8 protein-coding genes and 2 pseudogenes are annotated in these 12,911 nt (G+C 72.4%); 6 read left to right on the forward strand and 4 right to left on the reverse strand.

Annotated features, from left to right (window positions below):
• Window positions 1–54: 54 nt before the first annotated feature.
• Window positions 55–4,239: pseudogene (locus ACGFT1_RS26390) on the reverse strand (type I polyketide synthase); the annotation flags it as partial.
• A gap of 330 nt (window positions 4,240–4,569) precedes the next feature.
• On the opposite strand from ACGFT1_RS26390, the gene ACGFT1_RS26395 reads away from it, so the two are divergent.
• Together ACGFT1_RS26395 and ACGFT1_RS26400 are read left to right on the forward strand one after the other, a co-directional pair.
• Complete coding sequence (locus ACGFT1_RS26395) at window positions 4,570–4,947, forward strand: DUF4440 domain-containing protein (RefSeq protein ID WP_373911464.1); 378 nt, start codon at window positions 4,570–4,572, stop codon at window positions 4,945–4,947.
• A 52-nt stretch (window positions 4,948–4,999) separates the two neighbouring features.
• On the forward strand, window positions 5,000–5,416 hold the full coding sequence (locus ACGFT1_RS26400) for a nuclear transport factor 2 family protein (protein WP_373911465.1): 417 nt from the start codon (window positions 5,000–5,002) through the stop codon (window positions 5,414–5,416).
• A gap of 492 nt (window positions 5,417–5,908) precedes the next feature.
• Here the strand turns inward: ACGFT1_RS26400 and ACGFT1_RS26405 are convergent.
• A pseudogene (locus ACGFT1_RS26405) lies at window positions 5,909–6,316 on the reverse strand (transposase); the annotation flags it as partial.
• 33 nt (window positions 6,317–6,349) lie between these two features.
• On the opposite strand from ACGFT1_RS26405, the gene ACGFT1_RS26410 reads away from it, so the two are divergent.
• Genes ACGFT1_RS26410 through ACGFT1_RS26420 form a run of 3 tightly spaced genes read left to right on the forward strand, consistent with a single transcriptional unit; the run spans window position 6,350 to window position 9,051 of the window.
• The gene (locus ACGFT1_RS26410) at window positions 6,350–7,525 is read left to right on the forward strand and encodes an acyl-CoA dehydrogenase family protein (RefSeq protein WP_373911466.1); all 1,176 of its coding nucleotides are present in this window, start codon (window positions 6,350–6,352) and stop codon (window positions 7,523–7,525) included.
• A 21-nt stretch (window positions 7,526–7,546) separates the two neighbouring features.
• A complete protein-coding gene (locus tag ACGFT1_RS26415) occupies window positions 7,547–8,764 on the forward strand; it encodes a cytochrome P450 (protein WP_373911467.1) in 1,218 nt (405 codons plus the stop codon).
• Window positions 8,765–8,781: 17 nt separating this feature from the next.
• Window positions 8,782–9,051 (forward strand): ferredoxin, encoded by a 270-nt coding sequence (locus tag ACGFT1_RS26420; RefSeq protein WP_373911468.1) that lies wholly within the window; start codon window positions 8,782–8,784, stop codon window positions 9,049–9,051.
• A gap of 239 nt (window positions 9,052–9,290) precedes the next feature.
• Here ACGFT1_RS26420 and ACGFT1_RS26425 read toward each other — a convergent pair whose 3' ends face one another.
• Entirely contained in the window at window positions 9,291–10,163 is an 873-nt protein-coding gene (locus ACGFT1_RS26425; RefSeq protein WP_373911469.1) for an NAD(P)-dependent oxidoreductase, read from the reverse strand.
• A gap of 713 nt (window positions 10,164–10,876) precedes the next feature.
• Between ACGFT1_RS26425 and ACGFT1_RS26430 the strand changes: the two genes are divergently transcribed.
• Window positions 10,877–11,719 (forward strand): aminoglycoside phosphotransferase family protein, encoded by an 843-nt coding sequence (locus tag ACGFT1_RS26430; RefSeq protein ID WP_373911541.1) that lies wholly within the window; start codon window positions 10,877–10,879, stop codon window positions 11,717–11,719.
• Between the two features lie 449 nt (window positions 11,720–12,168).
• Here ACGFT1_RS26430 and upp read toward each other — a convergent pair whose 3' ends face one another.
• Entirely contained in the window at window positions 12,169–12,891 is a 723-nt protein-coding gene (upp, locus tag ACGFT1_RS26435; RefSeq protein ID WP_373911470.1) for a uracil phosphoribosyltransferase, read from the reverse strand.
• Window positions 12,892–12,911 lie beyond the last annotated feature (20 nt).

Below are 12,911 nucleotides of genomic sequence, written 5' to 3' on the forward strand. Positions count from 1 at the left end.
GGACATGCGTGATCGATTCTCCTCGGCGTACGTGGGGGTGGGCTCGGGGCGCGGTCAGTGCGCGGACCGGCCGAGCTGGGAGTCGATGAAGGAGAACAGCTCGTCGGCGGAGGCGGTCTCGATCGTCGCCGCGGTGTCCGTCCGGGCAGCCGCCGCGGCGGCCGGGTCGTCCGTACCGGAGGCGCCGGCGGGACCGTCCGTACGGAACGCCCCGATCCCGTCCGGGCCGTCGGCGGGGGCGTGCAGTGTGGCGGCGAGAGCGCGCAGCCGCTCGGCGATCTCCACCCGCCGCGCCGTCTCCTCGGGCGGTGCGGCCAGCAGGGACTCCAGCCGGTCGAGGCCGGCCTCCAGCACCTCGGACGGGCCGTCGTCCTGCGCCGCCGCCAGTTCCAGCAACCGGGCGGCGAGCGCGGCCGGTGTCGGGCGGTCGAAGACGGTGGTCGCCGGCAGCGGGATCCCGGCCGCGGCGCTGAGCCGGTCGCGCAGCTCGACCGCTGTCACCGAGTCGAACCCCAGTTCCTGGAAGGGCCGTTCCGGTGCGATGGTGTCGACCGACGCATGGCCGAGGACAGCGGCCACCTCGGTGCGGACCAGGCCCAGCGCCCGGCGTTCCCGCTCCGCCCGAGGCAGCGCGGCGAACCCGCCGCCCGGCTGCCGAGGGGTGCCCGAGGCGGCCCGAGCCCGTGCCGGACGAGCCGCTCCCGCCGCGTCCGGCAGCGGTGCCGCCTCCTGCGGGGCGTGGAACTCCTCGGCCCCGACGTCGGCGAAGCGGACCCCGTCCACCGTGGCCACGAGCGCGCCCGCGGGATCGGTGAGCCGGAGGGAGACGGTGCCCGTCTCCCGCTCGACGACCTCGGCGTGCACGACGGTGGCCCCTTCGGCGAGGAGCCGCACGCCCTGCCAGACGACCGGTGCCGCGACGTGGTCGGGGCTGGATCGCTGCGGCACGGACCGCAGCGCGGCGTCGAGCAGATACGGGTGGATGCCGTACAGCCCGGCCTCCTCGGCCCGGTCGTCGGGCAGCCGGATCTCCCTCCCGACGGGCGAGGCAGCGGACGGCTCGGGAGCGGGCGCGTCCGGCAGCAGGGCGCCCTCGGCGTGCAGGGTCCACGGCGCGCCCTGCACTCCGGCGGACGCCGGCCGCGCGTGCACGGTCAGGTCGCGCCCGCCGTCCTGCCGCGGCAGGGCCACCCGCACCTGGACCTCCACCACGCCGTCGGCCGGCAGCACCAGAGGGGAGTGCAGGCTCAGTTCCCCGACGCCCGCGCAGCCGGTCTCGTCGGCGACGCGCAGAGCGAGTTCGACGAGTGCGGGCGCCGCGACGACGTCCGCGCCGAACACCTCGTGCCGGTACGGCGACGGGCTCGTGCTACCGGAGACACGCCGGGTGAACAGGACCTCGCCCAGCCCGGCCACGGCGGTCGCCGGCCCCAGGAGCGGATGGCCGGCGGCCTGCCCGGCCGAGGCGACCGGGCCACCGGCCACGGGCTCCAGCCAATGGCGTTCGCTGTCGAAGGCGTACGTCGGCAGGTCCACCGGCCGCGCCCCGGTGCCGTCGAACAGGGCCGCCCAGTCCACCTCGGCCCCCCGGACGAACACCTCTGCCAGAGCGGACAGCAGGGCCGGTGCCTCGGGCCGGCCCCGGCGCAGCGCGGCCACCGTCACCCTGCCCTCCCGCTCGCTCAGGCAGTCGGCCGCCATGGCGGCGCAGACGTTGTCGGGCCCCACCTCCAGGAAGGCGGTGACGCCCGCCGCCTCCAGCGTGCGCACGGCGTCCAGGAAGCGGACGGGCCGGCGGATCTGCTCGACCCAGTACTCGGCCGAGGACCACTGCCCCGGCGTGACAGCGAGTCCGGTCACCGTGGAGACGGCCGCCGTGCCGGGCTCGCGGTAGGTCAGCGCGGCGGCGACCCGGCGGAACTCGTCCAGGACGCCGTCCATGTGCGGGGAGTGGAAGGCGTGGCTGACGGTCAGGCGCCTGGTCCGGTGGCCGGCGGCACGGAGCCGGAGCGCCACCTCCTCGGCGGCCTCGGCGTCCCCGGCCAGAACCACGGCACGCGGCCCGTTGACGGCGGCGACGGCGAGGTGGCGCGCATGCTCCGCCACGAGGGCGGTGACCTCCTCCTCGTTCGCCTGCACGGCGATCATCGCGCCGCCGGGCGGGGCGCTCTGCATGAGACGGCCCCGGGCGGCGACCAACGCGGCGGCGTCGGCGACATCGAGGACCCCCGCGACATGGGCGGCGGCGAGTTCGCCGATGGAGTGCCCGGCCACGAAGTCCGGCGTCACACCGAACGACTCCAGCAGGCGGTACAGGGCGACCTCGACCGCGAACAGCGCGGGCTGGGTGACTGCCGTCTCGTCGAGGCGGTGCCCGGTGCGCAGCGCCTCGCCCAGGGGATGGTCCAGGTGCGGTGCGAACGCGGCCGCCACGGCGTCGAAGGCATGGGCGTAGACGGGGAAGGTCTCGTACAACTCCGCCCCCATCCCAATGCGTTGGGCGCCCTGTCCGGTGAAGAGCAGGGCGGTGCGGCCGGCGGCCGCCTCGGCCCGGACGACACCGGGCGCCGTGCTGCCCGCCGCCAGCGCCCGCGCGCCCGCTGCCAGGGCCTCGCGGCCCGCCGCCAGCACCACGGCCCGGTGCCGGAAGACGCTGCGGGTGGTGGCGAGCGAGTGGGCGAGGTCGAGGTCGCGGGCGGGATGGTCCCGGACGTGGTCGAGGAGGCGTCCGGCCTGGGCGCGCAGCGCGGTCTCGGACCTGGCGGACAGCAGCCACGGCAGGACCGGCGGCGCGGGCCTCGGCGCCGCGGCGACGGCGACGGCCGTCCCCCCGGGCCCCGGCTCCTGCACAGCACCGGGTTCGCCCTCGTCCGCAGGCCCCTGTTCCAGGACGACATGGGCGTTGGTCCCGCCGAAACCGAAGGAGGACACGGCGGCGCGGCGCGGGCGTCCGGTGTCGGGCCAGTCGCGCTGCTCGGTGAGGAGCCGTACGGCGCCGGAACTCCAGTCGACCATCGGGGTGGGGCGGTCGATGTGCAGGGTGCGGGGGAGCACCCCGTGGCGCATGGCCTCCACCATCTTGATCACACCGCCCACCCCCGCCGCGGCCTGGGCGTGTCCGATGTTGGACTTGAGGGAGCCGAGGTGGAGGGGTCGGTCGGCCGGGCGGTGGTGGCCGTAGGTGTTGAGGAGGGCCTGGGCTTCGATGGGGTCGCCGAGGCGGGTTCCGGTGCCGTGGGCCTCGACGGCGTCGATGTCGTCGGGGCGCAGTCCGGCGTCGGCGAGGGCCTGGCGGATGACGCGTTCCTGGGCGGGGCCGTTGGGTGCGGTCAGTCCGTTGCTGGCGCCGTCCTGGTTGACGGCGGAGCCGCGCAGGAGGGCGAGGACGGGGTGGCCGTTGCGGCGGGCGTCGCTGAGGCGTTCCAGGACGAGGAGGCCGACGCCCTCGGACCAGGAGGTGCCGTCGGCGGCGGCCGCGAAGGACTTGATCCGGCCGTCGGGTGCCAGCCCCCGCAACCGCGAGAACTCCGTGAACGCCACGGGCGTCGCCATCACGGTCGCTCCGCCGGCCAGTGCCAGGGTGCACTCGCCTGCGCGCAGTGCGCGCGCGGCCAGGTGCATCGCGACCAGGGACGAGGAACAGGCGGTGTCCACCGAGACGGCCGGGCCCTCGAAGCCGAACGTGTAGGACAGACGCCCCGACGCGACACTGGCGGCGCTCCCGCTGAACAGGTACCCCTCGGTGTTCCGCGCCGGCAGACCCGGCCGGGAACCGTAGTCGTTGTACATGACGCCGGTGAACACGCCCGTACGGCTGCCGTGCAGGTCGCGCGGGAGGACACCGGCCCGCTCCAGCGCCTCCCACGCCGTCTGCAACAGCAGGCGCTGCTGCGGATCGGTCGTCAGCGCCTCGCGTGGCGACATGTCGAAGAACGCCGGGTCGAAGCGGCCGGCGTCGTGCAGGAACCCGCCCTCACGGGTGTAGCTGGTGCCCAGCCGCCCCGGATCCGGGTCGTACAGCGCGTCCAGGTCCCAGCCCCGGTCGTCCGGGAACGGCGTCACCGCGTCGACGCCGTCGGTCACCAGTCGCCACAGGTCCGCGGGGGAGGAGACGTCACCCGGGTAGCGGCACGCCATCGCCACGATGGCGATCGGCTCCCGTTGTCTGTCCTCCACCTCACGCAATCGCTCGCGCGCCTCACGGGCCTCCACGATGGCTCGCTTGAGGTAGTCGCGGAGTCTTTCCTCGCCCGCCATGGTGTTCAGCTCCCCGAGGTGAAGTGAGTGGTGCGGCGTCGTCCGGGCAGGAGAAGCACCGGCTCTTCCCGCCCTTTGCGCCGTCGCGCACGACAATCCGTGCGGCGGTCCGCGTACGTCTTTTCCGGCGGACCGGGCTGCCGAGCCTAATGACCGCCCGATCATGCGCCGGTAATTCAAAGACGCACGAGGACCGGTAGGTGTTGATTACCTGACAGTGGACGTCCGATTGTCCCCCCTCGTTACCCTTCGGTGGGAGCTGCGGAAATAGGCGATGCCCGGCCATCGCGGTAAATAAAGGAGACAGCGAACATGGCACAACTCACTCAGGACGTGGAAAAGCACACCGCTCTCTACGTCGAGGCGTTCAACGCCGGCGACGCGGACGCGGTCAATGCCATGTATACGGAAGAAGCCGTCGCCGTGTGGGAGCCCGGGGAGCCGCTGACCGGTCAGGCCCGTATCGACACGGTCCGCGAATACCTCGCCCGCGGAGCGCAGATGACGGCCGTGCCGCGGCAGTCGTTCGTCACGGAGGACACGGCCCTGCTGGTCGTGGACTGGACCATGGACACCACCGACGAGGACGGCAACCCCGAGCACCTCGAGGGAGTGGGCCTCGACGTGCTGCGTCGCGGCACGGACGGCAACTGGCGCTACGCCATCGACGACCCGTACGGCCAGGAGTGAGCCGCACCGCCCGGCACATCGACCAGTCAAGGCAACCGGAGGATTCCCAGCCATGAGCTTCACCGTCGACATCGACTTCGACAAGCCGGACCTCACCGGCGACACTGACACGCAGAACGAGATCTTCCTCCAGGTGTTCAACTCGGGTGACGGCGAGTTGTTCGACAGGCTCTACCGCGCCGACGCCATCTCGAACTTCTCGGGCGAGCCCCTCACCGGTGAGGCCCGCAAGGAGTTCTTCAAGGAGTTCCTCGCCGCGAAGCCCACGCTGCAGGCGGAGGTCACCCACTCCTGGGTGGCCGGTGACGTGGCCCTGATCGGCGTGCGCTTCGTCATCGACGGCACCGACGGCGACGGCCAGCCGATGCATCTCGAGGGCACCTGCACGGACGTGCTGCGCCGGGTCGAGGACGGCAGGTGGCTGATGGCCATCGACCGGCCCGTCGACGGGGGCTTGGTCGCCGACTGACGTCCGAGGCGCAGGTCGTGTCTCCCGCCGGTCCGTGTGGCCGGGGCACGCAACTGCCGAGGTGGTCGCTGCACCGTCCGGCGGTGTCGCGGCTGCCTGGAGGCGTCCGCGTCGAGGCCGGGTGGACGACCGCCTCGGCGGCCGTGCCGCACACGGTTGCCGATCCGGTCCGGTGACTGCGGGACGACCGCGAGGTTCCGCCGGGCCGTACGCCGGGACGGGCCGGCCGGCCACGCGCCAGGACGCTCCCGCCCGGGCCGAGCACCGAGGTCCCCCCCCCGTGGTGGACGGTCGTGCACGGCCCCTGGCGCTGGCCGTCGGCGCGGGCCGGGTCGGCGACGCCGGCCGGCTCCACTGTGGCGCGGGCTCGCCGGCACGCCGTCGGAGCCCGCGAGAGGACCCGGATGCGGGACCTGACCGGTCCGGAGGCGGGTGCAGGTCATCGACGGCATCGGCTGTCGCCCGGACGGCGGCGAGGCTCCTCTCCCACGCCCCGTCGACGGCCCACCTGGGCAGCCGCTCGCAAGCCGTCCGGAAGGAGCCGGGCTCGTCCGGACGGCCCCGCCGGGGCGAGCCGGCGCGGTATGTCCACGCGATGGCCCCGGGCATGCGGCGGTGGCCGGCCCGGCGCCGTCCGCGGACCGGATCGGCCGGCAGCAGCGGTTCGCCCGGGTCCCACGTCGCATCCGTGATCACTGTCGAACAGGCGCCCCTGATCAACTGACGAACCCACCGCCCAGGGATGCTCCGGACCGCCCCCGATCCGGTCCCCCTCCGGCCCCGGGGCCCGGCAGGGCGGGCCGCCCGCACCGCTCGGGTGGGCGGCCCGTTGCCGTGCGATGGATGGCCGATTCCATGCCCCGAATACGGTGAAGCCGTTCCGCGAACGGGCGACTTCACGCCCGCGCAGACAAAGAACTCTATGGAGGCAGAATGAGCCCGCTCGGCACGGAAGCACAACAGGTCCTCAAGGCGGTGCGGGAAGCGGTGCCCACGTTCCGCCGCAATGGAATGGAGACCGAGAAGCAGCGCTGGCTCGTCGACGAGAACATCGAGCTGCTGGAAAAGGCTGGCGTTTTCCGCACCGCGGTTCCGGAGCGATTCGGCGGGCTGGACCTGCCCGTGGCCGAACAGGCGGAGATCATCAACGCGATCTCCCAGGGCTGTGCCTCGACGGGCTGGGTGTCCATGGTGTGGATCTCCAGCGCCTGGATAGTGAGCCTCTACCCCGACCGCGCCCAGGAGGAGGTCTTCGCGGGCGGCTCGGTGCGCGTCTCCGGCGGCTTCACCCCGTCCGGCACCCTCACCCCCGTGGAGGGCGGCTACCGGCTCAGCGGCAGCTGGCGGTTCAACACCGGCGTGCCCGGGGCCCAGTGGAACATCCACGCGGCCCTGGTCGAGCACCCCGACGGCCGGCACGAGGAGCTCTTCGCGCTGGTGCCCGCCGAGGACATCACGGTCGCGGACGACTGGGACGTGTTCGGCGCCGCGGGCACCGGCAGCGCCACGTCCACGGTGAAGGACGTGTTCGTCCCGGCGCACCGCGTGGTCGACGCCTCCGTCTACGACGCCGCCACCGGCGACCGCTGGAACGCCGAGGTCAAGGGCCGCAACTACGGCCTGCTCAGCTACATTCTGGCCACCTGCGCCCCGGTGTACCTGGGCATAGCCCGCTCCGCCCTCGACCTGTTCACCGAGCGGGTCACCGGCAAGGCCATCACGTACACCAACTGGACCGACCAGCGCGAACACCCGTACACGCAGATCACGGTGGCGCGCGCGGCGAACCAGATCGCCGCCTGCGAGGAGCTGTCCCGGGACTGGCTGCGGGTCGTGCAGGAGCGCGCCGACCGCGGTGAGCAGCTGACCGTCGAGGAGAAGGTGACGGTGCGCGGACAGGTCGGCTACGTCGTGGAGGCCACCAAGGACGCGGTGCAGATGCTGTACGACATCAGCTCGGCGTCCACCATCGTGCGCAGCAACCACTTCCAGCGCGCGTTCCGCGACATCTCGGCGCTGTCCCTGCACGGACTGCTGACCCCCACCAGCTCCCTCGAGGCGCACGGCCGCGTCCTGCTCGGTCTGGAACCCGGTACCGACTACATCTGAGCCGTCCTCTGGAGGCCGACTATGGGCACAATCTCTGAGGCTCCCGCGCTGTTCGACTCCGCGTACTACCGTGACCCCTACTCGGTGTACGACTGGCTGCGCGTGCACGACCCGGTCCACCGCTTCCGGTTCCCCGTCGGCGACGTGCCGATGGTGTTCCTGTCCCGCTACGACGATGTCAAGGCCTTGCTCAGCGACCAGCGCTTCAGCAACGACGGGGACGCGTGGGGCAGCGAGGAGTTCCGCCGCTCCGGCATGATCTTCGGGGCCGGGACGCTGATCGGCCGCATCCTCACCGTGCTCGACCCGCCGGACCACACCAGGGTGCGGCGGCTGGCGATGGGCGCCTTCACCCCGCGCCGGGTGGCGGCCTGGAAGGAGCCGGTGGACCGCATCGTCGGTGAGTGCCTGGCGCGTCTGGAGAAGTCGGACGCGCCGAACGTCATGGACTACGCCGGCCGCATTCCCGCCGACGTGACGGGCGAGATCCTCGGATTCCCGCTCAAGCGGTTCGGCGAGATGCTCGACGCCATCGAGCGCGCGTTCCACGCCGACCCCGACAACCCCGACCACGAGGGCGAGGTCGCCGCCGCGTTCGAGGAACTCGTGGACTACGGCCGTGAGCTGATCATCGAGAAGCGCCGCAACCCGGGCGACGACCTCACCTCCCACTTCGTCCACGCCCGGGACGGGGAGGACCAGCTGACGGAGGACGAACTCGTCTCGCTGGTAGCCGTGATGATCATGGCGGGGATCGACACCACCCGCAATCTGATCGGTTCGGCGGTCCTCGCCCTGCTGGACCACCCCGACCAACTGCGGCTGCTGCGCGAGCACCCCGAGCACACGCCGACCGCGGTCGAGGAGTTCCTGCGCTACGACGGCGCCTTCTGCGTCGGCCTGTTCCGGCTGGCCAAGGAGGACCTGGAGATCGGGGGCGTGCCGTTGGCCGCTGGGACACCCGTCGTGGCCGGTCTCCAGTCGGCCAACAACGACCCGGAGAAGTACACCGATCCCCGGCGGCTGGACATCACCCGCACCGGGCAGCGGCACCTGGCCCTGGGGCACGGACTGCACAACTGCATGGGCGCGGCGCTGGCCCGCCTGGAGACCGGTGTCGCGGTCCCGGCGCTGCTGGAGCGGTTCCCGCGGATGCGCCTGGCGGTGCCCCGCGAGGACGTCCTGTTCGAGGAGAACTGGCTGCTGCGCAGCCTGCCGTCCCTGCCGGTGGAGCTGTGAGCGAGCGGAGGACGGACGTGTCCGTTCCACGCGAGAGCGAGGAGCGGGGCGGCCCCCGGCTCCTGTCGATCGACGCGACGGTGTGCACCGGCGCGGGGACCTGTGAGGCGATGCACCCGGAGCTGTTCCGGGTGGGCGCCGAGGGCCACGCGGTGGTGAGCCGTACCGAGCTGACCGACCCCCGGGACATCGGGGCCGCGACCGCCGTACTGGACGTGTGCCCGACGGAAGCGGTCCGGCTGACACCCGCCGACACCTCGGAGGAGCAGGGGGTGAGGGCGCCGTAGCTGCACGGCTCCGGGCGCTGCGAAGGGCGCCGTACGCACCGCCGGCTCGTGACGGCGGCGCGCACGGCGCCCCCTGCGCGTGCTGTCCGTTCCGGTATGACGAGCGTTCGTCATTACGTGACGAACGCTCGTTATGGTGGAACGCCGCTGGGGCCCTCCTGGCCCGGGCGACGGCGGTTTCCCCGTCGCCCGGGCCAGGAGGGCCCGGTGGTGGAGCGGTCAGGCGGATGCCCGGCGCCTCACGCGGACTTCTTCAGGAGTTCGACGATGCTGGAGAAGCTGTCGGCCGCGTGCCCCGCGTCCATCGCGCGGCGGAAGAGGTCCACCACCGCCGACTGGAACGAGGTGTCCACACCCGCGTCGCCGATGGTGTGCTTGACGTGCTCGACACTCGCCAGGCCCATCGCCAACCGGTCGACGTCGCCCTCGTGGTTGCCCGCGTCGATGCGCTCGGCGTAGAAGCCGAGGAAGTGCGGCATCGCGAGCATCGTGTCGTTGGCGTGGGACAGGATGTCCGCCGCCTTCAGACCGTTCGCCTCGGCCAGGGCGATCGCCTGCCAGTAGCTGAGCATCGACGGCCAGAACATGGCCATGCCGATCTGGTACATCAGGGCCGCGAGCCCCGGCTCCTCACCGCGGAAGTCGGTGCCTGTGAGCACCTCCAGGCTGCCGCGGTGCCGGTCGAAGGCGGCGCGGGGGCCGCTGTAGAAGGTCTTCGACTCGGGCTTGCCGATGCCCGCCGGCGGAACCGTCACTCCGCCGGTGAGGTGCACGCCGCCCCGCTCGATGATCCAGCGGGAGCCGGCCCGCGTCTTCTCCGGCGTGTCGGAGCTGAGGTTCACGAACACGTGACCCTTCAGCACGTCGGCCGCCGGCTCCAGCACGGCGTACATGGCGTCGTAGTCGGTCAGGCTGAGGATCACCAGTTCGTTGGCCTGCACGGCGTCCGCGACGCTCTTGGCCAGGACGGCGCCACGGGCCACCAGGGCGTCGGCCCGGGAAGCGGTGCGGTTCCAGAGGGTGACCTCGTGCCCGTTGTCGAGGAAGGCCTCGGCCATCGCCTGTCCCATGGGGCCGAGCCCGATGACGGTGACGGACTGGTTGCTGCTCATGAGAAGGGAACCTCCGTTGGTTTGCTTGCATCGCTAGTGGAACGAGCGCTTTAGTGGGCGCGGCAAGAACGTAGCACAGTTCTAGGATGAACGCTCTATTTAGGCGGGAGCCGCCTCGACGCACAGTCCGGCCCCTGGGGCGGTGGCCGCCACGGCAGACTCGGGCCATCGGCCGCGGGCTTGGGGGAACGGTGACTACAGCCCCGTACGTGGGAGCAGCGCGATGACCGACGTACCCGCCTGACACTCGTGCTGGCGCTGGGCGGATGCGGCTCCGCTGGGAAGACGCACCCTCCCGGCCCCAAGGAAAAGCCGTTCTAGCGGGCTGCCTTCGACGGAACGGCGGTGACACGCCCCTCGGCGTCTTCGACCGCTGCGACCTCGTCGTCGGCCCGATCGTGGGCAGGCCCCTCACCAGCCCGTCTGGCCTCATCGGCGGCCCTACGGATGCGTGTCGGGTCGGCCGGTGCGGGCCCTGGTGTCCCCGTCGGCCTGTGGCCCGCCGGCCCGCCGCCGCGCCGAGACCTCGTCCTCAGCGCCGCAGGCCCGCCTGCCCTGGGCGGTCGCCTACACCAGCGCCCGGAACGCGGCAACCGACCGGAGCGGCCACGACCCGACGGGTCGGGCACGGGCCGGGCGGGTGGACGAACCGTGCTCCCCGGTGGGGAGCGGAGACGGGAGACACTGTGGTGCCCGACGACGAGGAGAACGACATGGAGCCTGGGGAATTGCGTCGGGCGATGGAGGCGGGGCGGGCGACCGCCGCGGAGCTGGGTCTGCGCGTCGACGACGTGGTCGTCGTCCACGATTCGGACCGCGCCGCGCTGCGCCTGCTCCCGTGCGACGTGCTGGCCCGGGTCGCGCCGCCGGGGCAGTTGGCCGACTCGGGGTTCGAGGTGGAGGTGGCCCGCCGACTCGCGGCCGTCGGCGCCCCGGTGGCCGAGCTGGAGCCCCGGGTGGAGCCCCGGGTGTACGTGCGGGACGGTTTCGCCGTCTCGCTGTGGGCCTACTACGCACCGGTGGTGGCGGAGATCTCGCCGGCCGCGTACGCGGACGCGCTGATGCGGCAGCACGCCGCCTTGCGCCGGGTCGAGCTGGACGCGCCCCACTTCACGGACCGGGCTGCCCGTGCGCTGCAGGAGGTGACCGACCGGGAGCGGTCCCCGGACCTGTCCGGCGCCGACCGGGAGCTCCTCGGCCGCGCTCTGGGCGAGGTGAGCGCCGCGATCGGCGCGGACCGGACCCGCGACCAGTTGCTGCACGGTGAGCCGCACGAGGGCAACCTCCTCGCCACCGTGCGGGGACCGCTCTTCGTGGACCTCGCCACGTGCTGCCGGGGGCCGGTCGAGTTCGACCTCGCCCATGCGCCCGACGGGGTGGCGGAGCACTACGCGGGGGCCGATCCGCAGCTGCTGCACCGGTGCCGCGCCGTGGACTGGGCCCTGTTCTCGGCCTGGCGCTGGCGCCACGCGGACCGGATGCCCGGCCGGGACCACTGGAGGGCGGAGGGCCTCGCCCGGGTCCGAGCCTCACTCGAAGCCGGCGGCCTGGTGTGATCTTCTGGAGGTGTAGTTGGGGCGTGGGCTTGGTGCTGAAGGTCTCCAGGGAGCACTCCCGACGCGATCCGATCCGAGAACCGACCAACCCCCGACGACTTCACCTGACCCGGCCTTGGCACACCCCATCGCGGTCGAGCAGGGGCAGAAGCCGCTGGCGGGTGGTGATCACGGCCGGGCAGAGGGGCGACTTACCGCAGTTTGAGCCCGTCCTGGAAACGATCCGGGTTCCCCGGCCCGGCTTCGGCAGGCCGCGCAAACACCCGGACCGCGTGCGGGCGACAAGGACGACTGCAAGCAGCGGCACGCTGTCGAGTGCGGGATCTATCGCCTCAAGTGCCACCGGGCCGTCGCCACGCGGTACGACAAACTGGCCGTCCGCTACGAAGTGACGGTGCTGGTCGCAGCCATCGAACGAATGGCTGTGACCAGCACTTGCACAACAGGCACTAGCGGTCCGTGCCGAAGTAGCGGTCACCGAAGTCGCCGATACCGGGCACCATGTAGGCGTTCTCGTTGAGCCTCTCCTCGATCGCGGACGTCACGATCCGCACCCCGGGGAAGCGCTCGCACACCGCCGTGATGCCTTCCGGCACGGTGATGAAGTTGACGAAGACGATGTGCTCCTCGGGCACGCCCAGTTCGAGCAGCAGCTCGATGGCGGCCACCGCCGTGCCGCCCGTCGCCAGCATCGGGTCCAGCAGCAGGACGTGGCGGTCGGCGATGTCGTCGGGGAGCGACCGGTAGTACAGGTGCGGTCGCTTGGTCGTCTTGTCGCGCTGGATGAGGACCTTGCCGATCCTCAGCCCCGGGATCACCGCGCGCAGTTCGCTCTCCATGCTCTCCCCGGCACGCACGATGGGCACGGCGACCAGCCCGTCGGCGAAGCGCAGCCCGCGGTACGTGCTGCCGACCGGGGTCCGGACGTCGTGCGGCTCGAAGGGCAGGAGGTCGAGGGCGGCCTCGGTCAGGAGGCGGATGATCCGGCCGGCATGGAACACGAAGTCCTGACGGCTGGCCTCCCGGTCCCGGACGACGGTGTGCAGGGCGCGGAGCTGGTTGGTCTGGGGCAGCAGGTGGACGTTGCGGCCCAGGTACTGCTCGATGGAGGCGACGGGTGCGGGGCCGGTCCAGGCGGCTGCGTCACTGGTCTGCCGAAGTGCGGTGGTCATCTCTGGTCCTTGCCTGGGAG

Origin of the sequence: Streptomyces sp. Y20, assembly GCF_043195475.1 — a bacterium.
GTDB lineage: Bacteria > Actinomycetota > Actinomycetes > Streptomycetales > Streptomycetaceae > Streptomyces.